We start from the raw sequence: 26,960 nt of genomic DNA, 5'->3' as shown, positions 1-26,960 counted from the left end.
TCTTTTATTGCCAAACAGCTTAAACAGTTCCTACACCCCCGATTCAACGTTTGGAACGGACGGCAGAACTGCTGCGCGATTTGAACAAATGAATATTTTCCAACGCTCTGCCTGTACCGATTGCCACACAATCTAGAGGATTTTCTGCTACGATCACCGGCATTCCGGTTTCACCTGCCAACAGCTTGTCCAGGTTACGTAGAAGTGCTCCACCGCCAGTAAGTACAATACCTCTATCCATGATATCCGCTGCCAATTCGGGAGGGCATTTTTCCAGTGTTACTTTAACCGCATCCACGATTGCATTGACTGTATCCGATAATGCTTCACTAATTTCATCAGAAGTAATCGTGATCGTCTTCGGCAAACCTGTTACCAGATCACGTCCGCGGATTTCCGAGGTTTCCACTTGCTCTAATGGCATAGCTGAACCCACTTCCATTTTCAGTTGCTCTGAAGTCCGTTCACCAATCATCAGATTGTATTGGCGCTTCACGTATTGGATGATGGACTCGTCCATTTCATCGCCAGCGACACGCACGGAGCGGCTTGTTACAATCCCACCCAGGGAAATGACTGCCACCTCGGTTGTACCTCCACCGATATCGACAACCATACTGCCTGTAGGCTCCCATACAGGAAGATCAGCGCCAATTGCTGCTGCAAACGGCTCCTCTATCGTATATGCCTCTCTTGCGCCTGCTTGCTTCGTCGCATCTTCAACAGCACGCTGCTCCACCGCAGTAATGCCCGAAGGCACACAAACCATCACGTTCGGATGGCGTGGAAACAAAGAGCGTTGGGCTTGCGCCTGACGGATAAAATATTTGATCATCGTTGCTGTCGTATCAAAATCAGCAATGACACCGTCCTTCATCGGACGAATCGCACGGATATTTCCCGGTGTGCGACCGATCATTTTTTTCGCAGATTCACCAACAGCCTCAATGGTTTTTGTATCTGTACGCAAAGCGACTACAGATGGTTCACGAACCACAATTCCTTTACCTCTTACGTATACAAGCGTGTTTGCCGTCCCCAAATCTATTCCCAAATCTTTTGTAAAGCCACCCAGCATGATGTAATCTCCTTTTCTCTTCCCTGAAATCTGTTATCCAATGTATAAGCGGTTTATTCAGGCCGGATTATCCGGTCGTGTTTAAATGTTTGATTTAAATATTATATTATATCAGACCTTGTTCCTTCAAACTTACAAAGGTCCCGTCCCCGATCACTATATGATCAAGCACGTCGATACCCACGATGTTGCCCGCTTCCATCAGGCGGCGAGTCAACTGGACATCTTCGGGGCTTGGCTTCGGATCACCGCTCGGATGGTTATGAGCGCAAATTATTGAAGCACTGCTGCATTTGATTGCTGCCCGAAATACTTCACGTGGATGCACGATGGCAGAATTCAGGCTACCCATAGATAGTGTTTCCTGAGCAATGACATGATTTTTAGTGTTAAGGAACAAGCATACAAAATGCTCTTTCTGCAAATAACGAAGCTGCTCAAACAACAGATCTGCCACATCCCGCGGGCAACTAATCACCGGGGTCTCCAAATGGCGAGACAAAGCTAATCGACGCCCCAGTTCGATACCCGCTTTTAGCTGTATCGCTTTAGCATCCCCAATGCCCTTAATCTGGGTCAACTCGCTCAAGCTCATATCCACCAGTTGACGCAAATTTCCTGCCTGCTGCAAAATACGCTGCGCTAAATGCACCGAAGACTCATTTTGCGTTCCTGTACGCAGCAATATTGCCAGCAACTCCGCGTTGCTTAAGGCATCCGCCCCATATGTCATCATGCGCTCTCTTGGTCGTTCTTCATGGGGGAGGTCGCGAAGCATCAGTATTGGCGACTCCAGCATATGTTTATCCCCTTTATGGACGCAACACATTCACTCCAAAATCGGACAGCATGTCCGACAGCAAGGAAAGCGGCAATCCTACGACGTTAAAATAACAACCCTGAATAGATTCCACCAGCGTAGCACCCATGCCTTGAATGCCATACGCTCCTGCCTTGTCAGACGGTTCACCAGTATTCACGTATGCCACAATTTGCTCTTGACTCAGAGGCTTCATTGTAACCTCCGTTTGGCGATGTCTGACAAGCACTTCGCCGGTTCCGGTATGTATGCAGGCTACCCCGGTGTACACGCGGTGTGTCCTTCCCTGCAATGCAGTCAGCATGCGAACTGCGTCCGCATGGTCGGCTGGCTTGCCCAATACCGAACCATCCAGCACGACAATGGTATCACTGCCAATCACCAGTCCGGCTTCCTTCGACTGAGTGACGGTGTTCACGACCGCTTGGGCTTTGCGTGCCGCAAGGGTCTCCACGATTTGCTGAGGCGTCCAGCTCTCAGGCGTGCTCTCATCCGCATGACTTGGCACCACCTCAAAGGGGAGTCTCAAAAATGCGAGCAATTCCTTCCTTCTTGGTGAAGTCGATGCCAAAATAATGCGGGGCGTAATTTTCCCGTCCATAAGGGAAGCTCCTTTTCATCAGTTAGAGCCTGCGGTACAGCCAGAACGCGGCAATGATGCCGATCAGACTAAGCAGGCTCAATTCAAAATTTATTGTTATGTTGTAGCTGATAATATCCAGGTCCGCTCTCGGCGACCAAGATATCCTAGTGGGGTGGGTCAGAAAAGAAAGGAATTTGATCGATTGAAGGGCTTTGGCAATCCATGCACCCAAGAGCCAACCGAGCAATAAAAACAGTATAAGCATTCCTACATTTTTTTTCATCCTGATCTTCCCTCGCCATTTTTTGACACCTTCATTATTATACGGTGATTTGTACTGCAATACAAACAGAAATCCGGCATGGGGAACTATTTCCAGTTCCTTGCCGGAAAATATGGTTAGCCTATTGTTTTATGAATTGGATAAATTCCCTCTCACGCAAAACATATTCCATCATGGAGGACTGAATCTCCCAAATGTGTTCCTTGGCTGTATTCTTATTATATTCCCCAAGTGCAGAGATCGCGCTGTTCATCGCCTTTTCAAGTGAGGTTGCGGAGGCAACCGCTTCCTTCGGAAGACCACTGGGAAGTACAGTGATATTTTGTGTCCACTGCTGATGCAGGTCGTTCAGCTCCTTCATGTCGGAGGCTGGTACCGTATTCGGACCTCCTTCTCCGAGCAAGTTTGAGGAAAGTCCGCTCAACTTACCCACCAATGAGCTACTTAACTGAAAAAAGCTAGTGAGTTTATCACCTTCGCCTCCGTAAGCCGCTTTTTCAAAACCAGGCAATTCAAGCTCACGAACATACAATTCGACTCCTTGTGTTTTCAACTGATTGCTGAGCAACTTGGCTTGCTCCCTATCCGGTGATATTCCTGCATATACCCGGTTTTGGTTCTCGGTATCCCCTCCTGCTGCAATACCTGCCTTTAACAGTTCTTCTTTTGCTTGTAAGGCCCGTTCTGGGGTGCTGAAAACCCCATATTGCAACAAATAGTAGGTTTGAGGTGGTACCTGAGCCTTTATGACAGTGGCAGGGACAGAGTTCTCTTTTGCAGATATTGCATCCGCACCAACAGATTCTTTAAAGACCGGTACAGCCTCCTCTACTGAAGGATCTGATCCCGGAACCATGCCTCCTCCGTTAAACAGTAACAACATAATATATCCAAACATGCCTCCGGTCATCAGTGCGCTGGCTACAGAGCCAACCAGTTTCCATCTAGAAGGGTGGGGCGGACGTCTTCTGTACTCTTGGCCAGAATGATAAGCTTCCTCATCCTCTTCCAGGCTATCCGGTAGAACTTCCGCATCTGACCAGGAAGCCGCCGAACGACCAAAGGGATCTTCCCATCCCTCTTGTACTCTTAATGTCGGAGCAAAACGCCGACTTGAAATGCGTTTATTCCGATCCTCAGGTTCTTTGATCTTTGATTCTTGCGTAGTTGCAGTATTTTTCTCCATTCCTCTGTTCCGTTCCGTTCCTTTATGCGGGTTATCAGTTTCACTCTGTTCGTTCGTAATCGACTCGTTTTTGTACGGAAGCACCTGTAGCTTATCCTCCCGGCTTGTCTCCGGCAACTGTTGGTCGAACCGGAATGTCATCTTGGTCTTGTTCATGGATGCACTCCCTCCTTGTCCCATACTTCCTCATAGTCTGTTGTATGAGTCAAGCTAAGAATATATGCCCCAGCATTACAAAAAAGGGTATCCCGAAACACAGTCGTGTTCGGAATACCCTTGAATAATTGTAATTCATTGGCGCAACAGCTCATTTTTATACGGTTTACACTTGCTGTCCGCGAAGATGGCGCGCTAACGCGTCACCTGCTTTCCAGATATCTCCTGCTCCCATCGTCAGCACAAGATCACCCGGCTGTAATCGATCTTTCAACTCCTCGATCACAGCTTCTTTGGTCGGCAAATAGATTGCATTAGCATTGCTGTTTTGGACGATTAAATCCACGAGCTTGGAAGAATGCACGCCCTCAATCTGTTTTTCTCCCGCTGGTGAATAAATATCGGTAATGATGACTTCACTAGCCTCGCTAAACGCGCGGCTGAACGCATCGAGCAGGAAAAAGGTGCGGCTATAGCGTTGCGGCTGGAATACAGCAATAATACGCTTGCCAGTCGCTCTTGCTGCGCTAATCGTAGCCTCAATCTCTGTTGGGTGATGCGCATAGTCATCAATAATCAGTATGTCATTGCTTTCACCTAGTACTTGAAACCGACGCTTCGCTCCGTGAAATTCCACAATTGTAGCAGCGATTTGATCGAATGGAATCCCTGCTTCTAAACATGAAATTACAGTCGCCATCGCATTATACATGTTATGTTTACCCGGCACTGATAGTTCGATTGTTCCGAGTGCTGTTCCCTTACGGCTCATAGTGAAGCTTAATCGACGGTCACCTAATTGGATATCTGTCGCCATATAATCCGCTTCATGCTCCACTCCATAAGTAATGACCCGAGTCTGGAGTTGAGGCAGCATTTCCCGGATGTTCTGATCATCTGCGCACACAATAGCCGCTCCATCCGGTCGAATTTGACTCAAAAACTGTACATAAGCACTTTTCAGACGATTAAAGTCGCCATCGTAATTTTCCAAATGATCTGCTTCAATATTGGTTACGATGCCTTGCCAAGGATGATATTGCAGGAAAGAACCATCACTCTCATCCGCCTCAGCAACGACAAACTCGCTTTTACCTGCTTTGGCATTCGTCCCCAAATTCGTGATTTCGCCGCCAATAATATACGTTGGATCAACGTTACATCTCTCCATAACCAGAGCGATCATGGAAGAGGTTGTCGTTTTACCGTGCGCACCCGCAACAGCTATTCCCTTACGTTCGTTAAGCAAGCGAGCCAGCATCTGCGAACGGTGCAGAGTTGGAATATTCAATTCCTCCGCTGCCACCCGCTCCACATTGTCACGTGACAATGCTGTTGAATAGACGACGATATCCGCGCCTGCAATATGCTCAGGCGTGTGTCCAATATATATTTTTGCGCCTTTTGCCGCCAGTTTTTCTGTCAGCTCCTGTGATGCCACATCTGAGCCAGTCACGGTATAACCCATCTCCAGCATGACCCGAGCAATCGCGCTCATCCCGTAGCCGCCGATACCGATAAAATGAACATGTTCCGAAGTAATCAACAAATTTCACCAACCTTTTTCCGAATCGGTTTGATACATAAGGGTAGCCCGTACATCTGCAATAAGGTACAGCGTGCCGGACACCACCCCCAGATCTTCCGCTTCCGTATGTGATTGAAACAGGCCAAGAGCCTTTTTCCAGTCACCTTCTACAATTATTTTTAAATCCGTTTTGGCATAAGACGGCCGCAGCTTCTCCACGAGATGAGCCAATTCAGCGGCATTCATTTTGCGCCGAAAATCGGGCTCGGTCAGGATAAGCGTATCCACTAGTGGCAGTATATGCTGCAAGTATGCTTCATGATGCTTGTTTGACAGCATCCCCATCATTAAAACCAATTTTTTGTACGAATACACTTGAGGAAGACTCTTGGCCAGCGTCTGTGCTCCTTCTGGATTATGAGCCCCGTCAAGAACAATTCTCGGTGATGTACTGACTTGTTCGAGACGCCCTGCCCAGGCAGTTTGCCTAAAGCCCTCCAGCAGTTCTGCATCATCCAACACAAAAGCCATATACTGACGTAGGACCTCAAGTGCCATCATAGCTCCTGCCGCATTAGAACATTGGTGCTCGCCTAACAACGTGATGTCAATTTCCATATGTCGGAAGGGCCCCGCGAATGAAAAGGTTTGAGCTGTTTCATCTCCGTTTAGCCGTTCATACGTAAATTGTTCTCCTGCCAGGTACAAGGTAGCTCCTTGCTTTGTCGCCGTTTCACGTATGACCTGAATAGCCTCGGGTTGGGAAACACAACTGACGACAGGTACACCCGGTTTGATGATACCGGCTTTTTCCCTTGCAATCTGTTCGAGCGTATCTCCCAAAATATCCGTATGGTCATAGCCGACATTTGTAATAACCGAGAGGATTGGATTCACGATATTAGTTACATCCATCCTTCCCCCAAGACCTGTCTCCCATACCACAACATCTGGGAAAGATACCGTAGCATAGTATAAAATAGCCAACGCTGTCGATACCTCAAACATTGTAGGTGATCCCAATTCACTATCTGCGATTTCTTTCACCAACGGATACAAGCGATTGGCAAGCAAAACCAGCGTTTCATCGGGAATATCGGTCCCATTGAATTGAAAGCGGTTCGTAAATCGGGTGATGTACGGAGACGTAAAAGTCCCGACATCGTACCCACATTTAAGTAGCACAGAGGTCAGAAAGGCACAAGTCGAGCCTTTACCGTTGGTTCCCGCAATATGCACAAATTTCAGATGTCGTTGCGGATCACCCAATTTACTCATTAGTTGTTCAATTCGTTCCAGTCCAGGTCTGATACCAAACGGAATCAAGCCGTTAATCCATTCCACTGCCTCATCATAGCTTTGTAAAGGAGCCGTATCTCCGCCCCTGATCGTATCTGACATCCTCTTCACCTTCAGGTCATTTTATTGTGAGTGAAATTATCCCTTGAGTTCTTCAATACGTGCGATAACTTTAGCGCGCTTATCTGAGTAATCGGCTTGCTTGGCCTTCTCTTCCTCGATGACTTTAGCTGGTGCCTTCGCCACAAAGCCTTGGTTAGATAACTTTTTCTCCACGCGCTCCACTTCACTGTTCAAATGCTGAAGTTCTTTTTCCAGTCTGCTAATTTCCTGGGCAATATCAAGCAGTCCGGCCAGCGGCAGGTACAACTCTGCGCCGCTAACTATAGATGTCATCGCTTTATCTGGAACGGTGAACTCTAATCCCGCGTCGAATTCAGACGTATTACAGAATCTACGCACATATTCCCCATTGCGGTTAATGATATCGAGAACGGCTTGATCGCCGGGTTTTATGAGCAACTCAATTTTTTTACTCATCGGCACATTGACTTCAGCACGGATATTGCGCACAGCGCGAATTACGTCGATCAGCAAATTCATTTCTGCAACTGCATCCTTATCCTCAAAAGCCGGATCATAAACAGGCCAAGCGGCCAGTGTAATCGTTTCTCCCTCATGTGGAAGATGCTGCCATATTTCCTCAGAGATAAACGGCATGAACGGATGAATCATGCGCAGCGTCCGGTCCAATACATATGCAAGTACGGACTGCGTTTTCTTTTTCGCATCTGCGTTGTCGCCATATAGGGAAAGCTTCGCAAACTCAATGTACCAGTCGCACAAATCATCCCAAATAAAGTTATACAGAAGGCGGCCTGTCTCGCCAAATTCATAAGCATCTATTAGACGCGTGATGTCGCGTGAAGTTTCGTTTAGACGATGCAGAATCCAACGATCAGCGGTGCTCAGGTCACCAGTAATGTCTATATCTGCCGAAGTGACGCCTTCCAGATTCATCAGCGCAAAGCGTGACGCATTCCAGATTTTATTGGCAAAGTTGCGGGCCTGCTCCACCCGCTCCCAGCGGAAACGAAGGTCTTGCCCAGGCGTGCTACTGGTGGAAATCATATAACGCATGGCATCGGTACCATATTGGTCAATCACGTCGAGCGGATCAACACCGTTGCCGAGGGATTTGGACATTTTTCTACCGTCCGCATCACGAACCAACCCGTGCATAAGTACGTCCTTGAACGGAATCTCTTCCGTAAACTCGAGTGCTGTAAAAATCATACGCGATACCCAGAAATAAATAATGTCATAGCCTGTAACCAAGACATTAGTCGGATAGTAGCGTTTGAGGTCCTCTGTCTGCTCAGGCCAGCCCAGTGTCGAAAACGGCCACAAAGCCGAGCTGAACCAAGTATCCAGCACATCCTCATCCTGTTTTAGCTTTCTGCCAGCATACTCAGGCAAAGTTGTAGGGTCCTCCGCCGATACAATCACTTCTCCGGTATCCTCATCGTACCAAGCCGGAATACGGTGTCCCCACCATAATTGACGGGAAATACACCAGTCACGCACATTTTCAATCCAATGCAGATAAGTACGTTCAAAGCGATCCGGTACAAAGTTTACCCCGTTGCCAGCCTTCTGCACTTCAATGGCTTTAGCTGCCAGAGGCTTCATTTCCACAAACCATTGTGTGGACAGATAAGGTTCTACAACTACACCTGTACGCTCGCTGTGGCCTACTTGATGTACGTGCTCTTCAATACGAATCAGTACGCCCTGCTCTTTCAGATCAGCGACGATTTGCTTACGGCAATCGCTACGATCAAGGCCCTGATATTTGCCTGCTTCGGCATTCATCGTTCCCGTTTCGTCCATCACTGTAATTTGTGGCAGCTGGTGACGTTGTCCCATTTCAAAGTCATTCGGGTCGTGAGCCGGTGTAATTTTAACCGCGCCGCTACCGAAATCTTTATCAACATAATCATCCGCAATGACCGGAATTTCCCGTCCGATGATTGGGAGCACAAGCGTTTTGCCGATCATTTGCTTGTAGCGTTCATCTTCCGGGTGTACAGCTACAGCTGTATCGCCCAGCATCGTTTCAGGACGTGTAGTGGCTACCGTAATAAATCCGCTACCGTCTTTCAGTGGATATTGCAGGTGATACAGATTTCCGTTCACCTCTTTGTATTCCACCTCAATGTCCGATAATGCAGTACGTGCAGCAGGGTCCCAGTTTATGATGCGTTTACCGCGATAAATCAGACCCTTCTTGTACAGTTTAACGAATACCTCGCGTACCGCTTGGGACAGTCCCTCATCCAGCGTAAAACGCTCACGAGAATAATCGAGAGAAAAGCCCATCTTTTCCCATTGGTTATGGATATTATCTAGGTAAAGATCCTTCCACTCCCACACTTTCTCCAAAAACTTCTCGCGGCCCAAATCATAACGTGTCAGGCCTTCTTCACGCAGCTTTTGCTCTACCTTTGTTTGGGTAGCAATACCCGCATGGTCTGCCCCTGGCAGCCACAAGGCATCATAGCCCTGCATCCGCTTGGCGCGAATAATAATATCCTGCAAAGTAAAGTCAAGAGCATGTCCAATATGCAACATACCTGTAACATTCGGTGGTGGAATAACGATTGTAAAAGGCTCTGCCTCTGGATGTTGCCCAGCGCGGAAATAGCCCTTCTCCATCCACGTTTTGTACCATTTTTGTTCTGCTGATTTTGGATCGTACGTTGTTGGCATTTCCAAGGTTGTCTTGTTGTCTTGTTCTGACATATCAGGATACCTCCATGATTTTTCAATTGGCAAATAAAAAAAGCCCTTCATCCTCAAAGGACGAAAGGCTGTTCTCTCGCGGTACCACCTTTGTTTCACCCCTAGTGTATGTATCCACTGATCCATTACACATGGTGTGACACTTTATGCAGATAACGGTTGCGGACCGGCCTTATTCTACCGTGAACCTCTTATCTTCCGTAGGAATTAAATGAGGAACCGTTCAAACAGGCGACTCCCGGGTGACTTCGGCCAGTAGCTTCCTGCGGAACCTCACAGCGCTGCAATTCCACTCTCTGAAGGGCTTGCTGCCTACTCTTCCCGATCTCAGTCTTTCAATAACTATACCACATCATACATTTCCCATTGACTATAGTCAACACCCGCTGTGCATTTTTCAGCAACCGGATCAAGGGATGTACAATACCTGTCCTTCTTCCACATGATGCTCCGCCAATCTGTTATACAGTTGAAGCTCACGCGTGCTGAGCTGATAACGGTCAGCTATGGTTTCCAGTGTATCCTCGCGCTGTACTATGCATAACCGCACCTTACGAAAAGGTGTTTCATCTTGTGTATGAAAAAAAAGGTTCTTCCACTTGGCATTCTCCCGCTCTTCTTCGGCTTTCTGATCCTGCGGCTCCTGCTCCAATTGCTGCTGGTATTCCGCTTCTTTCACCGAACGGCTGGATTGGAGCAATGATGAGTAGACAACCGGGTCTGGCTCGTCTGCCTCTTCATCCTTTTTACTGTTAAGCGCCACACGCATCTCTGGCTTATCCTCAGTAAAAGTGTCATGGGCCTCGTGATTCACCTGTTCTGACGCTTCAGGCCTGAAGTCGAAGCTATCTACTTGACTCGCTTCCAACTGTGGCTCCAGATAGACCTCGGACTCCGTAGCAGGATGCGGTTCAGACAGCAAAGGGTCATAATTTACATTAGGAGATGCGGAAGATACTTTGGACTCATTTCCCCCTGCCCATGCTTCCTTTTGCTGAAATCCCCACACTTCCGGAGACCCATGCTCATGTTTGACCTCGGGAGAGTTATCTTCAACTGCTTTGCCCGTCCAAGGCTCATAGAATCGGTTAGGATCTACTGCTGGCTCATAAGCTTGCTGTTCCGACGATGATTGCTGTTCCCCTTGGTCCTCAGACAGCTGTTCCCAGGAAATGGACTCCTGTTGTACTGGCACACTGTAGGAGGTTTCAGGATCTGTAACGTAATCAGAGGTCGAGTCATTGGTAGAATAGGCCTCTGCCTGACGATACTCTTCATCGGCGGAAAGGGATTGAACCGGATGCTCAGGTGCATGCACTACGGTAAATTCTTCATCCAACCAGACCGCCGTCTCTTCCGCGTGCGAGCTTTCCACACCATGCAAAGAAAGAACGCCTGTAATGTTTAGACTACGTAAAGAAAGCAGGTCCACATCAAAATTTTCAATCTCGACAGAGATATCTTCCAATCTCCCTACGCGGTTTAGCGGAATGGTAATTTCCACAGGGATCAAATGATGAAGCTCGCTCGTGAACTGTTCAGGTGTGCGGTACACGCCCTCCAGCAGCAAATGCCCTCGCAAAGCGGCATGGTCGCCGTGGGTTACAACCTGAATGCGTGGCAGAAGCTCGATTTCCTCCAACTCAGCAATCCCGGCAGCTTCCTCCGTCAAATGAATGCGTTCATAAATATCAAAACGCAAGCCTTGCGGCTGATCATTCTGTTGTTTGTTCAAGGATGGCATCCTCCTTTGGGCAGTCTCCGCACATCCTCTGACTTCTGGTCAGGCGCACGGAAACTCCATATTGCAAACCGTTTCTAGGTTCAAGTATATGCGCCAAAATAGAAGGCATGCCATCTTTTATAGCTGTTTGTGCAGCTTTTGAAAATCATCCGGCCAAGCATCCTCCACAGTAATCGTTTCGCCACTCAGCGGATGACAGAAGGTAAGACGCTCTCCGTGTAGCGCCTGCCTGCCAAAATCAGTAGCACGCCCCCCGTATAATACATCCCCAAGCAACGGGTAGCCAGCATGACTAAGATGTACGCGAATCTGGTGCGTCCGTCCTGTCTCCAGCGTCAGATATACGAGACTCACTGCACTTGAACCGCTTCCCCATACTTCCCCGAGTTCAATATGGGTAACCGCCTTCTGCCCAGTCGGAGATACACGACGGCGCTGCTTATGATGCCTGTCCTTGCCAATCGGCCAATCCAACGTTCGCAGCGATGGAGGTACTTCCCCTCGTACCAAAGCTACATACCGGCGGTCGATATCCTTAGCTCTCATTTGCTCGTCCAGCTTGAGCAACGCAAACTCATTTTTGGCATATAGCACCGGGCCCGTCGTATCCACATCCAGACGATGTACATGCCGTACCACCGCATGAATGCCATTCATCTCATAGTAGGATGCGACAGCATGATCCAACGTCAGCGGACCATCCTGCACACCACCGTCCGGATGTACTGCCATACCTGCTGGTTTATGTACTACCAGACAAAAATCATCTTCATACAGTACCTTCAAATCATACCAGCGAGGGGTGATGCCAAGGTTCATTACAGGAAAAAGGGCCAGCCGTAGCCGGTCCCCTGTAAGTTCAATCTCTTTATCATGGCGCAGTCTGCGCCACAGCTTTTCCGGTAATTCCAAACGATTCAGCAACCACTGATCTACAGCATCAGCGCTGTTTTTTTCCTCGTCTGTGATTTCCCGTCCTGGCGTGACTTCCAGCCACGGTCCTCTTCTTTTCCAGCCACCTTGCCAGCTCATAGACGTTTGAGCGCGCGATAGTTCGCCTCAATGGTGGCATCAATATCCTCTACCGTATGCACGCCCGATACAAACATACCCTCAAATTGAGATGGTGCTACACTGACTCCCTCATTCACCATTTCAGTAAAGTAACGACGGAAGTGGTCCTGATTACTCGTTTTAGCTGTATCAAAATTGACAACCTTTTCTTCTGTAAAAAATGGACAAACCATGGAACCCACGCGATTGATCATGACAGGGATACCTAGCTCGTTCGCATTACGTTCGAATCCGGCTTGAAGTCGTGCTGCCCGCTCTTCCAAGCGATCGTATACTTCTGGCGTCAGCAATTTAAGTGTCGAATAACCTGCTGCCATAGCCAGCGGATTTCCGCTAAGCGTACCCGCTTGATAAATGGGCCCCGATGGAGCAATCCGCTCCAGAATATCACGACGTCCGCCGTAAGCACCTACAGGGAGTCCACCACCAATCACTTTACCCAAACAGGTAAGATCCGGTGTCACACCAAAGCGACCTTGAGCCGAATGAAGTCCAACCCGGAATCCAGTCATCACTTCATCAAAAATCAGCAGACTTCCGTACTGCTGGGTTACCTCACGCAAACCTTCCAAAAATCCAGGCTGTGGCGGTACAACTCCCATATTGCCTGCTACTGGCTCGACAATAATTGCGGCAATCTCTTCGCCAAATTTCTCAAAAGCTAGCTTCACCGAAGCTAGATCATTATAAGGGACAGTGATTGTATGGGTGGCCACAACTTCAGGCACACCGGGACTATCGGGCAAGCCTAATGTGGCAACACCAGAGCCTGCTTTAATCAGCAAGCTGTCCGCATGACCGTGATATGATCCCTCAAATTTAAGGATTTTACTACGGCTCGTAAATCCGCGTGCGAGTCGAATCGCACTCATAGTCGCCTCAGTTCCGGAGTTAACCATACGTACAATGTCCATAGAAGGAACACGCTCACATACGAGCTTGGCCATTTCGGTTTCTGCCAACGTTGGTGCGCCGAAGCTGGTTCCTTTTACAACAGCAGCCTGTAAAGCTTTAACCACTTCGGGATGTGCATGGCCCATAATAAGCGGTCCCCATGAACATACATAGTCTAAATAGGATTGACCATCAATATCATATACGCGCGATCCTTCGCCATGGTCGATATACACAGGTGTAATTCCAACAGATTTAAAAGCCCGTACCGGGCTGTTTACGCCACCCGGAATGTATTGTTTTGCCTCATCAAAGGCTACTTTGGAGTTCGTATCCTTGCGCACTGTTCGTTGTTCGTCGATCATTCTGACCACTCCTATCTTCTGAAAATAGACTTATTGCTTCAACCATCTTGCCGCATCCTTGGCCGAATAGGTAATAATCATATCTGCACCCGCACGCTTCATACTTGTCAAAATCTCTAGCACCATTGCTTTTTCATCAATCCAGCCTTGAAGAGCCGCTGCCTTGACCATGGCATATTCACCACTAACGTTGTAAGCCACCATAGGCAGATCAAATTGATCCTTAATCGTGCGCATTACGTCAAGATAAGAAAGGGAAGGCTTCACCATCAGCATATCTGCCCCCTCCAGCACATCAGATTCTGCTTCTCGCAATGCTTCACGTGCATTAGCAGGATCCATCTGATAGGATTTGCGGTCACCAAACTGCGGCGCAGAATCTGCGGCCTCCCGGAAAGGACCGTAAAAAGCAGACGCATATTTGACGGAATACGACATAATTGGAATATGTGAAAAGCCTTCTAGATCCAACCCCTGCCGAATCGCCTGTACAAAACCGTCCATCATATTAGATGGCGCGATAATATCTGCACCAGCTCTGGCCTGAGATACAGCTGTACGTACCAGCACCTCCAGAGATTCATCATTCAATACCTCACCGCATACCTCACCATCATGCTCATGCATGTGCACCATACCGCAGTGTCCATGGTCCGTAAACTCACACAAACAAGTGTCAGCCACAACCAGCAGTTCGGGATAACGCGACTTGATCAGACGAGTAGCTTCCTGAACAATACCATCGTCCACAAAAGCCGAAGTCCCTACGCTGTCTTTGGTTTCTGGGATGCCAAATAGGAGCACAGCGGGAATGCCGAGCTCACTAATCTCTTTCAGTTCTTCCTCCAGCCGATCCAGAGAAAAACGGTATACACCTGGCATAGAGCTAATTTCCTGTTTCACCCCAGTGCCAAATGTTACGTAGATCGGTTGGATAAAATCAGTGGGATTCAATACGGTCTCACGCACCATACTGCGGATTGCAGCCGACTGGCGCAAACGGCGATGTCTGGTAAAAGGAACACTCATGATTACAAACCTCCATTTTTTATACATTCATTAGTAAAAACAAAAAAATTATAATGTCATAACAGTACTTGAACGTTTCCACTCACACAACGATTGGATCAGACTTTCAATGGTCGCCTTCTCTGACATAAAACTTACAGTCAAGCCGGCTTGGGTAGCTGTCTCACCGGTCAAAGGACCTATCACAGCAATCGTAACTCCCTCCAGCAGCGACACCGGATCATGGATCCCCATTTGTCTGAGGGCTTCTAAGAAAAAGGTTACAGTTGAGGAACTGGTAAACGTAATCGCATGAATGGCACGCTCCTCAAGCAGCTTGAGAAGTTCATCATCCTGTGTGTTGGCTGCTAGCACCGTTTGATACAAATCAGCCTCGGTCACATGAAGTCCCATCTCCCTCAGCTTTTCTGGCAGCCACGGCCGAGCTAGATCACCTCTTGGGAGAAATACGTTCTGCCCTGCCTGCAAATCCTGCTCAAATCCCTCGAGCAAGCCCTCTGCCTGAAATGGGCCCTCGATCTGTTCTGCCACAATTCCGTGCGTCCGAAGCGCGGCTGCTGTAGCCGGTCCGACTGCGGCAATACGCGCTTTGAACAGCATACGTACGTCCTTGCCCTGTTCCTTTAAGTGCGTGAAAAAGTATTCCACTCCATTAACGCTGGTAAAAAACACCCAATCATATTCTGGCAGTCGCGCAAATGCCTCTTTAATTTCCTGTTTGGTTGGCTCGTCCGAAGGGGCGACCGTCTGAATAACTGGAAATTCATAAGGCTCGCCACCAAGCTCTTCTATCCGATGGACCAGACTGCTGGCCTGCGCACGCGCGCGAGTAACCAAAATTCGCTTGCCAAACAAAGGCATGTCCTCAGCCCATTTTAACTGTTCACGTTGATTGACCACTTCTCCGACAACGATGACGGCGGGAGGCTGAAAATTCGTAGCCTTCACCTTAGCTTCAATATCCGCAAGCGTACCCACCAGCGTATCCTGCTCGGCACGGGTTCCCCAGCGGATCAAGGCAACAGGAGTATTTGATGGCTTGCCGTGTTTTATCAGCTGTTCACTGATATAGCCAATCTTTGCTACACCCATCATAAAGATCAGTGTGCCCGTTGCGTTCGTCACTTTATCCCAATGAATACTTTTGTCGAGTTTATCCGGACTTTCATGACCTGTAATGATAGATAGCGATGAGGCCATATCCCGGTGTGTGACTGGAATCCCCGCATAGGCGGGCACACTGATTGCTGATGTGATGCCGGGTATAATTTCATAGGAAATACCATGTTTACGCAGTAGCCCGGCTTCCTCGCCGACTCGTCCAAATATAGTAGGGTCTCCCCCTTTAAGACGAACAACTGTTTTTCCTTCCAAGGCCAAATCCACCAACAGCTGATTAATTTCCTCTTGCTTCATAGTGTGACGATCTGGCAACTTTCCAACATATATTTTTTGGGCCCCTGGCTTCATCAATCCCAAGAGGCGCGGGCTTGCCAGTCTGTCGTACACAATGACATCGCCCAATTGAATGCATTCCCAACCCTTGACCGTAATTAATCTTGCGTCTCCGGGTCCTGCACCTACCAAATATACTTTTCCTGCCATGCTATCATCCCCTCACCTGCGCCAGAATCTGTTCTGCTCCTTTGGCTATCAAACTGGCCGCCACCGCTTCTCCCAGCTTTTTCGGATCATTTCCCTGGAGCGTTTCCTTCAAAATAACCTCGCCATCTGGCGAGCCTACCATGCCCGTAAGGCTGATTTCTTGACCAGCCCAGACGGCATGAGCCCCGATCGGCACTTGGCACCCCCCATTTAACACGCCCAAAAAGGTTCGTTCTGCCGCAACGGTAGCCGAGGTATCCCGGTCGTTGTAAAGGCGCAGCAAGGCCAATAGCTCTTCATCACTCGCGCGACATTCAATACCCAGCGCTCCCTGCCCAACCGCCGGCAAACAGTCTTCTTCCGGTATATAGGATGTAATTCGATCTTTCCAGCCCATCCGATGCAAACCTGCTGCCGCCAAAATGATAGCGTCAAAACCTTCCGTCTCCAGCTTTTTCAGACGGGAATCAATATTCCCACGCACAGGCTCCAATTGTAGATCAGGTCGCATGGACTTGATTTGACTGGCTCTGCGCAGGCTACTCGTGCCCACCTTTGCCCCTTGAGGCAAATCCTCCAGGCTCTCGGCGCCCAATGTGATCAGGCAATCACGTGGATCCTCACGACGCGGTACAGCGCCGTTGACAAGCCCTTCCGGCAATTCGGAAGGCATATCCTTCATACTATGTACTGCCATATCAATCTCACCAGCCAGCATGGCCTGTTCAATCTCTTTGACAAAAAGCCCTTTGCCACCCACTTTGGACAAGGTTACATCCAATATTCGATCACCCTTGGTCAGGATTTTCTTTACGACAAATTGCAAATCCATTCCATGCTCCGCGCATAGCGCGTTCAAATCTTCAATGACATGCCCGGTCTGAGTTAACGCCAGCGCACTCTGTCTGCTGCCTACCACAATTGTTCGCATGTTATTCCTCCTGATTTTGCGCAATCCACAGGTCTATTTGTTGTTCGGTCCAAGCCATAAATTCATGACGGCGTATTTGATCCAAAATTCCGCTACTCGCCAAGCGCCTCAGTAGTTTAGTCCTTTGCTGTGGGGAACTTATCTTACGTTTGATGATCTGTCGCATATCGTGCATGAAATCCAGATATGGCTCGTATTCGCTACCAAACAACGTATCCAAGGCTGATGTAATATCAGCGGTCACAGCGGGGCCTGCCCCTTCTGTAGAGATACTAATCGTCAGTCTCCCTCGTCGGATGATGCCCGGCGTTATAAAATCTCCCTCTTCCGAGCGATCCGCCACATTTACCAGTATACCCCTTTGTCTGGCCTCATGCGCAACCTTATTATTCACTTCTCTCTGGTTCGTAGCGGCATATACAAGAAAGGCTCCCTGGAGGTCACCCTCGCGATATACGCGATTTACCCAGTGGAGCTGCTTGTGATCGGCCAGGACCTGTAAATCCGGCGTTATATTCGGGCTAATGAGGGTAATGGACGCCCCACTTTCCATCATCCCCTTAACCTTTCGTTCCGCAATCCTGCCGCCGCCTACAATACAACAGATCTTATTGTTACAATTCAACGAAATCGGGACAAAATGCTGCAAATGGCTTTTCACTCTCCCGTCCACTGATGAAATACAGACCAGGAATTCAGCAAAAAATTAAGAATCAATAGCGTGTAGCCCACCAATGCCCACTTTGCCATCACAAGCCCTGAACGCTGATTCAATCTTTTGCTCACTAAAAATATAATATACACACACAGGGCAATCGCTGTCATCAGCACCTTGGTATCTAGCAAGAGAAGCCAGCGTTCCTCAGCAATAATAGAAATAACGGCAACTACAATAGAGACTCCCAGCAAAGGAGTACCAATCAACAGCGCCATATGCGTATACCGATCCATCATTTCCAGACTCGGCAGGCGTCTGATCGTGTCATTCCATTTCTTTACTTTCAATTTACGATGCAAAAACAGATATAACCCCGAAAATACAGCTGCTACCGTCATCGCTACAAAACCAAGATTAGCCAGCGCAATATGAATCAGGAGCAGCCCATGCACGGTATGCCAATTTCCAAGTGGATTGTCGAGAGGCTCCATCCATATATTGTTGAGCACCAGCACTGCAAAACTAATAATATTAAGCAGCAATACCGCAAATTCGGAACGCTGATAACGTGTCAAAATCAAAGAAATCAGCACTAAAATAACTGAAAACAGAAATAGAAAATCGTAGGTCACGAAAATAGGAAGGTGCCCTTCATTCCAGGTTCTTATCCCCATATAAGCAAGCTGGAGCACCAGAACGACAACAAGAAGCCCTGTACCTGTCCGTTTAGCATTCGCATTGCGACGAATCCCATCCGAGAATACAAACAGAAGGCTCAGGGCAAAAACATAAATCATTGAATCATATATAAGCATGCCTGAAGCCACGTCTGTTCACCCACTTTTACAGGCTGGCCGGCGCAAACGACGCTGGCAAAGCCTGAGCCTGAACGGTTTTTTCATGAACACCGGCTTCCGGTTTTATTAACGCAGATGCATCGCTTTTATCTACTTTCTGAGCGGCGTCATCCAAACGATCCTCCAGAGCAAAAATGTGGCTAAACATGTCTAGGGCCTCATTCCCCTGTTTTTGGACAGCCAGTTCCTTTACCCGATTGATCGGATCATGCATCATCTGGTTCAGCATGCTCTTCGTCAAACGGCTAATCACTTTGCGTTGCCGTTCATCCAGCTCGGGAAGCTTATTGAACAAGCTTTCCAACGTATCCTGATGTACAGACTCCGCTTTTTCCTGTAATGCACGAATCACCGGACGCACTCCCATCGTTTTCAACCATTGATAAAACTCGCTAAGCTCATCTTCGATCATATGCTCGATTTTTGTAGCTTCGGTACGGCGCATTTCCAAATTGCTCTCCACGATCCCTTCCAGATCATCAATATCGTACAGGAAAACATTCTGTAATTCACCAATAGCCGGGTCGAGATCACGCGGAACCGCAATATCAATCATAAACAAAGGACGGGACTGTCGACGTTTCATACTTGCTTCAACCCGAGTCCGATCCAGAATATACCCCTGGGCACCTGTCGAGCTAATAACAATATCCACGTCCGCCAACCGATTCATGCCTTCCTCCATCGTAACCGGCGTTCCATGGAACTTGGAGGCAAGGTCTTCCGCACGGGACAAGGTTCGGTTGGCTACAATAACCTCGGCTGCTCCGCCGCTGTACAAATGCTTAACCGTAAGTTCGCTCATTTTACCAGCACCGAGAATCAGTACCTTTTTATCGGTAAACATCCCGAAAATCCGTTTGCCTAGCTCAACTGCTGCATAGCTGACAGATACGGCACTTTCTCCAATAGATGTCTCTGAATGGGCACGCTTGCCCAATGTGACGGCCTGCTTAAACAACATATTAAACCACGTTGCCGTAATTTTCTGGGATTGAGCCTGAAGAAAAGCGTTCTTTACCTGTCCCAAAATTTGTGTTTCTCCGATTACCATAGAATCAAGACCACAAGTCACACGGAACAAATGCCGAATCGCCTGCTCGTCCTCATATATATATAAATGTTGTGTAAATTGATCACGCGGAATGCCAAACCATTGCTCCATAAAACTGCGTATAAAATAGCCGCACATGTGAAGGCGGTCCACTACAACATATATTTCAGTCCGATTGCAGGTTGCGACAACTACGCCCTCCAACACACTTTTGGTAAGTTTGAGTTGCTCCAGCGCTTTTGGCAAATCTTGTTCTGCAAATGTAAAACGCTCTCTGACTTCCACAGGCGCCGTACGATAATTCAACCCAACAACGACGATGTGCATTGCAAATTCACCTGCCTAAACTGTAATAAGAATAACCACTGTTATCATAAACTATGTTAATTATATCACAGAAGTCCGAATCTCCTCCGGCTGTTTTATGAATTGTTTATGAAAATTGAATAGCTTTCATGAAACCAGCACGTTCTGTATGATTTGATTTAGTGTAGACCACTTTTAAAACAAATAACCATGGAAATGTTCCATGGCTATAATATAGGACGCACAAACGGCTCCATAAAAAACGATTTACACTAACTCAGCCAGCTTGTACTCTGGTGATTCCACCTGAAGTTCTCCCAAGCCGCGAATCAGCTTTTTCGCATATGTTTTTTTCGGTTTTAGAACGGATACCAGGTAATCAATAGCCAACTGCGGATCGACAGTCTCACCGCAAGTATAACAATCAATAGCGGCAAACCCTCTCTCAGGATACGTATGAATAGAGAGATGACTCTCCGACAACAGTACAAGCACGGTAGCTCCCTGTGGTTCGAACTGCTTGGATTGAACGGACATCACCGTTGCTCCGCAAGCTTCAGCTGCTTCAACTAATTGAGCCTCCAAAAACTGCGCATCATTCAGTAATTCAAACTCAACACCCCAAGTATCTACGGCAACGTGTCTTCCGAAAGTTGAGTACTCCAATTCCATCTTTCGGTTCCCCCTTCCTAGGAATAAAATGTTTGGAAAAATTTCATCCGCTAGGACCTACGTCGTCATTCACTTCCCGAGGGAATAACCTCTCGCAACATTCAATGTCCTGAGTGAATCCTGGTTCCTATATTTCATTTTCAACGAGATTAAAAATAACATCTATGTGCAGCAAATGCAATCATTTTTTAAGAATAAAAAAGCCTATTTCGGTAAAGAAAGGGACTACATGGCATAACGATTCATTCCATATATTCATGCCTTATTAAGCTTCCAGTGCAAATAATTTTGAGCAACTCATTCGAAGCTTGTGGTCAATCTGTTCCAACTCCGAGAAAGTACGCGCCAAATTCCGCTGGTCAAGCAACGAATTAATGAGATGATATACGTCAGATATTTCATTTTCAACGTTCTGATGCTGAAAAAGCTGTTGCAATTCCTGCACCGTATTTTTATATTCGAATACCAGCCTGGAACCTCCGGCATTCTTCTCCATAATTTTACGAACCGTACCTTCATTATAAAAATACACCATAGTGAATCCTTGATACATTCGGTAAACGATGCCTTCGCCCTTAAAACGAACAAAAAGTTTGCGTATAAACAGGGTTAGTTGCGGATGAATTAAGCGACAAGTCAATTCACACACAAACGCTCCCTCTTTGGCTTCAAAAAACAAATGAACTTCCTCACCCGCACTATGCTCCAGAACGATTTCCTGTCTTCCGTTATCTAGAACTTTAATATAGTAATGCACCTGGGGATCATCCACTGCCCGCAAAAATTCGTCCATTTGGGTTTCCGACAAGGTCAAAGTGGTTTTAACATACTCTGTGGCTAACCGCTGAGCCATACCCATCTCCTCAATTCTTTCCTGAACCTATAAGTTTAAGCTTTAAATTTATTATACATCAGACCTAAAGTGCTTTTCTTGCACATCAAATCATAAATTCCCGCCATACATCGGAAATAAACGGAAAATGATGGGGTTGAGACTGCATTATCCCCCATATACTCACTTTTCGGCTTAAAATCCACGAGTTCTTTTTGTTATTATATATTATTCCCACCTATTTAGTAAGTTTATTTTTTTGAAGCCCGAACCATGAAAAAAGGACGTCCTCAAGGACGTCCCTAGCCTTACAATTCCGTCTGCTCTTCTTCGTCATTCTCTATATAGCTGGAGATGACAGACCACAGCTCTTCCTTGCCCATACCTTCTTCGGATGAAAAGGGGATAAACAATCCCCCGGGAAGTATTCCGAGTTCCTGCTTGATTACCTTGTAATGCTTTTCTCGCCGCGTTTTAGGGATTTTATCTGCCTTCGTGCCTACAACACATACGGGAAGCCCGTTATGACGCAGCCAATCATACATCATGATATCGTCCTTGGACGGCGGATGGCGCAAATCTACCATTTGAAGCACCAGTTTGAGTGGCTCACGCTCCAGCAAATAAGACTCAATCATCTGCCCCCAAGCCTTGCGGGACGTTTTGGATACCTTGGCGTAACCGTAACCGGGAAAATCGACAAAATAGAGATCATCATTAATCCGGTAATAATTGAGTTGCTGGGTTTTACCTGGCGTAGAACTGGTACGCGCCAAATTTTTACGGTTAATCAACCGATTAATCAATGAAGACTTTCCTACATTGGAGCGCCCCGCCAGAGCAATCTCTGGCAAAGCGTCCACAGGAAACTGATCGGGACCAACCGCACTTATTATAAATTCTGCTTTTGTTACTTTCATTGTGTCCTTAATTCCTCTCTAATGTACCCTTGCCTGCTCAACCAAAGCATGCTTTAGCACCTGATCCATATGGGCAACGGGGACAAATTCAACATCCTGCCGGATACTGTCGGGAATATCCTTTAAATCCCGTTCATTATCTTTGGGAAGCAGAATTTTTTTGTAGCCTGCCCGGTGGGCAGCCAGCGACTTCTCTTTTAAACCACCAATCGGCAATACACGGCCGCGTAGAGTAATTTCGCCCGTCATAGCCACATCCTTGGATACATGACGGTTGGTCAAAGCTGAAATTAACGCGGTAGCAATAGTAATTCCCGCAGATGGACCATCCTTCGGAATCGCACCCTCAGGAATATGAATGTGGATATCATTTTTCTCATAAAAGTCTAGTTCAATGCCCAGATCAACTGCTTTGGAACGGGTGTAGCTGAATGCCGCCTGTGCAGATTCCTTCATAACGTCTCCCAGTTTACCCGTAAGAATCAGTTTACCACTACCAGGTACGACCGTCACTTCAATCATCAGTGTTTCACCACCGACCTCTGTCCATGCCAAGCCTGTAACCGTACCGATCTGATCCTCCAGTTCTGCAACACCGTAACGGAATTTAGCGATACCCAGATAATCCTTCAGATTATCCGGTGTGATTTGAATTGGTCCTTCGCCACCAGATACAACGGACTTCGCCGCCTTGCGGCACAGAGAAGCCATTTGCTGCTCAAGATTCCGCACACCAGATTCACGCGTATATTCGCGAATGACACGCAGTAGCGTATCCTCCCCGATAACCAGTTGTTCCTCGTCCAAGCCATGCTCTCTCTTCTGCTTGGGCAATAGGTACCGATTGGCGATTTCCAGCTTCTCCAGTTCGGTGTAGCCAGGAATATAGAGCGTCTCCATGCGGTCCATTAGCGGACGCGGGATGTTGTGTGCAGCATTGGCTGTCGTTACAAACATCACATTGGACAGGTCAAACGGCAGCTCAACAAAATGGTCACTGAACGTATTGTTTTGTTCAGGATCAAGCACTTCGAGCAATGCCGCCGATGGATCTCCTCGAAAATCGGAAGCCATTTTATCAATCTCATCCAGCAAAAATACTGGATTAGACGTTCCTGCGGTCTTCATCCCCTGAATGATCCGCCCTGGCATCGCACCAACATAAGTCCGACGGTGACCACGGATTTCCGCTTCATCCCGCACACCTCCGAGAGAGATGCGGACAAATTCCCGACCCATGGATTTGGCAATCGAACGGGCCAACGAGGTCTTGCCGACCCCTGGCGGACCCACGAGACACAGAATCGGTCCCTTAATGGTCTTCACCAGCTTGCGTACAGCCAAATACTCCAATACACGCTCCTTGGGTTTATCCAATCCGTAGTGGTCGTTATTAAGTACCTCTTCAGCTTTGACGATATCCAGATCATCATCGGTAAACTTGTTCCATGGCAAGCTTAACAACCAATCCACATAATTACGGATGACGCCACCCTCGGCAGAGCTTGCCGGCATTTTTTCCAGACGATCGATTTCCTTTTCGACCTTCTCCTTCACCGGAACAGGCAACTCTAGTTCACTTAGCTGGTTGCGCAGTTCTTCAACTTCTCCCGCGCGACCTTCCTTCTCGCCAAGTTCCTTCTGAATTGCCTTCATTTGTTCACGCAGATAATACTCCTTCTGCGTCTTTTCCATCTGCTTCTTCACACGCTGGTTGATTTTACGTTCCAGCTCCAGTACTTCACGCTCATTGTTCAAAATATCCAGAAGCTTCTCCAGACGCTGAGTAACGTCGATCGTCTCCAGTATATCCTGCTTTTCCTTAATTTTGAGCGTCAAATGACTTGTGATTACGTCTGCTAGCCGTCCCGGCTCCTCAATATCCGATACCGCAGCGAGAGTCTCCGGTGTTACCTTTTTGGACAAGTTGATATAATGCTCGAACTGAGTTAATACAGTGCGCATTAGCGCATCCGTCTCAGGCTGTACGTTTTCTGCCTCGTGCAGCTCCTTCGCCATTACCTCGTAATATTCTTCATTGTCCGTATATTGAATAATCTCGGCCCGTTCCAGCCCTTCCACCAATACTCGAATGGTTCCATTAGGAAGTTTGAGCATCTGGCGTACCTTGGCTACCGTGCCGACTCGAAAGATGTCCTCTTGTGTAGGTTCTTCAATATTTACTTCTGATTGAGAACACAGGAGAATCAAATTGTCTTCAACCATCGCTTTTTCCAAAGCCTTGACCGATTTTTCCCGGCCCACATCGAGATGCAGAACCATACTCGGGTAGACCAGAAGCCCTCTTAAAGGCAGCAAAGGAAAACGACGACCTTTTGTCTTGGTGGGTCCCATCGCTTTCGCACCTCCAGTGATTCTCAGGTTCCGGATTTTACAATCCTCAAGTTGTTATCTTTCATATTTTATCAAATGTTTTATGAAAAAACCAATGAAAGGGTGGTTCATCAGCAAGATCCTGTATCTGATATCGTCCCGTTATGCGTTCCATCAGCCTGTAACAAGGAAGATTGGGATGGGCGAAAAGTCTCAATTGGCGCATGTACAGGCGAATCCGACGTTATCTCTTCCCCGAACACATGTCGGAACACTTCGGTAACCGACTGTACGGGAATCACTTTTAAACCCTCAATGCTGTCAAAAAGAGCTTGCCAGTTGTCCTGCGGAATGATCACTTTTTTGGCTCCTGCCTGAAAAGCGGCTTCAACCTTGGCTAATACACCACCAATCGGTTTGACACGACCATGGATGCTAATTTCGCCAGTCATTGCAATTTCATGATCCACCGGAATTCCCCGCATCGCGGAAGCAATGGCTGTTGCCATCGCAATTCCTGCGGACGGGCCATCTACCGGCGTACCCCCAGGGAAATTGATATGCAAATCGTAATTCGACGGAGACAATCCGAGCGTACGCAAAACAGTTAGAACATTTTCTACAGAACCTTTAGCCATGCTCTTACGGCGCAGTGTACGGGACCCGCCTCCGATTTCTTCCTCATCCACAACCCCCGTAATATTATAGCTGCCCTTTCCCTCAGGAACCGGAACTGCTGTAACTTCAATTTCAAGCAGCATCCCCATGTTCGGGCCATATACAGCTAATCCGTTAACGAATCCGATTTGCGGCAAGCCTGGTATTTTTCGGTCAGGACGCGGTTGAATTTGACTACTGCCCGCTACCCATTCGACGTCGGAAGCATTGAGACATTCCCTTTTCTCGGTAAGTGCCAAACCAGCAGCCAGCTGGATCATATTGACCGCCTCCCGACCGTTCGTTGCGTAACGCTGTACAACTTCTACCGCCTCAGGACAAGGGCCAAAGCCTAGCTTGTGGACGGCATCCTCTGCAATACGAGCAATCTCCTGTGGCTGCAAGGCACGGAAATAAATCTCCATGCACCGGGAGCGAATCGCAGGTGGCAGTTCATGCGGCGAACGGGTCGTCGCACCCACCAAACGAAAATCGGCTGGCAAACCGTTTTGGAAAATATCGTGGATATAAGCAGGAGTATTCGAATCTTCCGAGTTGTAATACGCACTCTCCAAAAATACCTTGCGATCCTCCAGTACTTTCAAGAGTTTATTCATCTGCGTTGGATGCAGCTCACCAATCTCATCAATGAACAGCATCCCCCCATGCGCCTTCGTCACAGCTCCGGGTTTAGGTTGTGGGATACCCGCTACCCCCATCGCTCCTGCCCCTTGATAGATTGGATCATGCACTGAACCTATCAGCGGGTCCGCAATACCGCGCTCATCAAAGCGGGCCGTCGTAGCATCAATCTCCGTGAATTTGGCATCTCCCTTGAACGGAGAGGACAGATTCTTCTTAGCCTCTTCCAGCACAACGCGTGCAGCAGCTGTCTTCCCTACACCCGGCGGGCCATAAATAATGACATGCTGCGGATTCGCACTACATAACGCAGCCTTGAGCGCGCGCAGTCCATCCTTCTGACCCACGATATCCTGTAATGTGGCAGGACGTGTGCGTTCAGCCAACGGCTTGGTAAGTGAAATAGAACGCAATTTGCGTAGCTTATCCAATTCCTTGCGGGATTCCCGATCTACCGCACTACGGTTCGTTTTCTGGCTCCGCAGGAGGTTCCAGAAATACAGACCAATAACAATCCCGAAAAACATTTGCACCAATAACAAAATCATAGTCAAGTCCATCGTATTTCCTCCGTTTCTCATCTCAGCAATTTTAAAAATGCCGCTCTATGAAAAACAGTATTTCCTTTTCCGCGATAGCTAAACGGCG

Annotated in this window: 22 protein-coding genes; all 22 read right to left on the bottom strand. The window is 47.7% G+C overall.

The features are described from left to right. Positions 1-43 precede the first annotated feature (43 nt). The 22 genes from ACEN8J_RS03220 to lonB all read right to left on the bottom strand — a co-directional run bounded on the left by ACEN8J_RS03220 (position 44) and on the right by lonB (position 26,872). Positions 44-1,078, bottom strand: a complete 1,035-nt coding sequence (locus ACEN8J_RS03220) for a rod shape-determining protein (protein WP_013311600.1) — start codon at positions 1,076-1,078, stop codon at positions 44-46. A 106-nt stretch (positions 1,079-1,184) separates the two neighbouring features. Then, entirely contained in the window at positions 1,185-1,877 is a 693-nt protein-coding gene (radC, locus tag ACEN8J_RS03215) for a RadC family protein (protein WP_025722728.1), read from the bottom strand. Positions 1,878-1,890: 13 nt separating this feature from the next. After that, positions 1,891-2,499 (bottom strand): Maf family protein, encoded by a 609-nt coding sequence (locus tag ACEN8J_RS03210; protein ID WP_039272577.1) that lies wholly within the window; start codon positions 2,497-2,499, stop codon positions 1,891-1,893. 22 nt (positions 2,500-2,521) lie between these two features. After that, on the bottom strand, positions 2,522-2,764 hold the full coding sequence (locus ACEN8J_RS03205; RefSeq protein ID WP_023989955.1) for a DUF4321 domain-containing protein: 243 nt from the start codon (positions 2,762-2,764) through the stop codon (positions 2,522-2,524). 121 nt (positions 2,765-2,885) lie between these two features. Next, entirely contained in the window at positions 2,886-4,106 is a 1,221-nt protein-coding gene (locus ACEN8J_RS03200) for an SPOR domain-containing protein (RefSeq protein ID WP_495594232.1), read from the bottom strand. A 166-nt stretch (positions 4,107-4,272) separates the two neighbouring features. Continuing rightward, a complete protein-coding gene (gene murC, locus ACEN8J_RS03195) occupies positions 4,273-5,652 on the bottom strand; it encodes a UDP-N-acetylmuramate--L-alanine ligase (protein ID WP_013311605.1) in 1,380 nt (459 codons plus the stop codon). 6 nt (positions 5,653-5,658) lie between these two features. Next, positions 5,659-7,035, bottom strand: coding sequence for a bifunctional folylpolyglutamate synthase/dihydrofolate synthase (locus ACEN8J_RS03190; RefSeq protein WP_029518417.1), 1,377 nt, complete (start codon positions 7,033-7,035; stop codon positions 5,659-5,661). A 36-nt stretch (positions 7,036-7,071) separates the two neighbouring features. Then, positions 7,072-9,738 carry a valine--tRNA ligase gene (locus ACEN8J_RS03185; RefSeq protein WP_029518416.1) on the bottom strand — a complete coding sequence of 889 codons (2,667 nt, stop codon included), beginning with the start codon at positions 9,736-9,738 and terminating at the stop codon, positions 7,072-7,074. Positions 9,739-10,147: 409 nt separating this feature from the next. After that, positions 10,148-11,473 carry a LysM peptidoglycan-binding domain-containing protein gene (locus tag ACEN8J_RS03180; RefSeq protein WP_069011265.1) on the bottom strand — a complete coding sequence of 442 codons (1,326 nt, stop codon included), beginning with the start codon at positions 11,471-11,473 and terminating at the stop codon, positions 10,148-10,150. A 126-nt stretch (positions 11,474-11,599) separates the two neighbouring features. Beyond that, positions 11,600-12,514, bottom strand: a complete 915-nt coding sequence (locus ACEN8J_RS03175; RefSeq protein WP_340932990.1) for an RluA family pseudouridine synthase — start codon at positions 12,512-12,514, stop codon at positions 11,600-11,602. Further along, a complete protein-coding gene (gene hemL, locus ACEN8J_RS03170) occupies positions 12,511-13,815 on the bottom strand; it encodes a glutamate-1-semialdehyde 2,1-aminomutase (protein ID WP_165148793.1) in 1,305 nt (434 codons plus the stop codon). Before hemL ends, ACEN8J_RS03175 begins: the two co-directional genes overlap by 4 nt. 30 nt (positions 13,816-13,845) lie before the next feature. Continuing rightward, the gene (gene hemB, locus ACEN8J_RS03165) at positions 13,846-14,844 is read right to left on the bottom strand and encodes a porphobilinogen synthase (protein ID WP_069011262.1); all 999 of its coding nucleotides are present in this window, start codon (positions 14,842-14,844) and stop codon (positions 13,846-13,848) included. A gap of 48 nt (positions 14,845-14,892) precedes the next feature. Beyond that, positions 14,893-16,449, bottom strand: coding sequence for a uroporphyrinogen-III C-methyltransferase (cobA, locus tag ACEN8J_RS03160; RefSeq protein WP_165148791.1), 1,557 nt, complete (start codon positions 16,447-16,449; stop codon positions 14,893-14,895). A 4-nt stretch (positions 16,450-16,453) separates the two neighbouring features. After that, positions 16,454-17,380 (bottom strand): hydroxymethylbilane synthase, encoded by a 927-nt coding sequence (gene hemC / locus ACEN8J_RS03155; RefSeq protein WP_165148789.1) that lies wholly within the window; start codon positions 17,378-17,380, stop codon positions 16,454-16,456. Between the two features lies 1 nt (position 17,381). Beyond that, the gene (locus tag ACEN8J_RS03150) at positions 17,382-18,029 is read right to left on the bottom strand and encodes a precorrin-2 dehydrogenase/sirohydrochlorin ferrochelatase family protein (protein ID WP_069011260.1); all 648 of its coding nucleotides are present in this window, start codon (positions 18,027-18,029) and stop codon (positions 17,382-17,384) included. An 8-nt stretch (positions 18,030-18,037) separates the two neighbouring features. Then, complete coding sequence (ccsA, locus tag ACEN8J_RS03145; protein WP_029518408.1) at positions 18,038-18,865, bottom strand: cytochrome c biogenesis protein CcsA; 828 nt, start codon at positions 18,863-18,865, stop codon at positions 18,038-18,040. A 16-nt stretch (positions 18,866-18,881) separates the two neighbouring features. Beyond that, positions 18,882-20,276: a glutamyl-tRNA reductase gene (gene hemA / locus ACEN8J_RS03140; protein ID WP_029518407.1), complete on the bottom strand. Its 1,395-nt coding sequence runs from the start codon at positions 20,274-20,276 to the stop codon at positions 18,882-18,884. Positions 20,277-20,522: 246 nt separating this feature from the next. Further along, the gene (speD, locus tag ACEN8J_RS03135; RefSeq protein WP_480282588.1) at positions 20,523-20,921 is read right to left on the bottom strand and encodes an adenosylmethionine decarboxylase; all 399 of its coding nucleotides are present in this window, start codon (positions 20,919-20,921) and stop codon (positions 20,523-20,525) included. A 271-nt stretch (positions 20,922-21,192) separates the two neighbouring features. Beyond that, a complete protein-coding gene (locus ACEN8J_RS03130) occupies positions 21,193-21,780 on the bottom strand; it encodes a hypothetical protein (protein ID WP_029518406.1) in 588 nt (195 codons plus the stop codon). 287 nt (positions 21,781-22,067) lie between these two features. Continuing rightward, on the bottom strand, positions 22,068-22,679 hold the full coding sequence (gene yihA / locus ACEN8J_RS03125; RefSeq protein ID WP_029518405.1) for a ribosome biogenesis GTP-binding protein YihA/YsxC: 612 nt from the start codon (positions 22,677-22,679) through the stop codon (positions 22,068-22,070). A gap of 18 nt (positions 22,680-22,697) precedes the next feature. Then, positions 22,698-25,034, bottom strand: a complete 2,337-nt coding sequence (gene lon, locus ACEN8J_RS03120; RefSeq protein WP_023989969.1) for an endopeptidase La — start codon at positions 25,032-25,034, stop codon at positions 22,698-22,700. A 110-nt stretch (positions 25,035-25,144) separates the two neighbouring features. Next, positions 25,145-26,872, bottom strand: a complete 1,728-nt coding sequence (lonB, locus tag ACEN8J_RS03115; protein WP_029518404.1) for an ATP-dependent protease LonB — start codon at positions 26,870-26,872, stop codon at positions 25,145-25,147. Positions 26,873-26,960: the final 88 nt, after the last annotated feature.

It is taken from the genome of Paenibacillus sp. Paensp38 (assembly GCF_059491915.1).
This window is presented reverse-complemented; position numbering and strand designations above follow the sequence as displayed.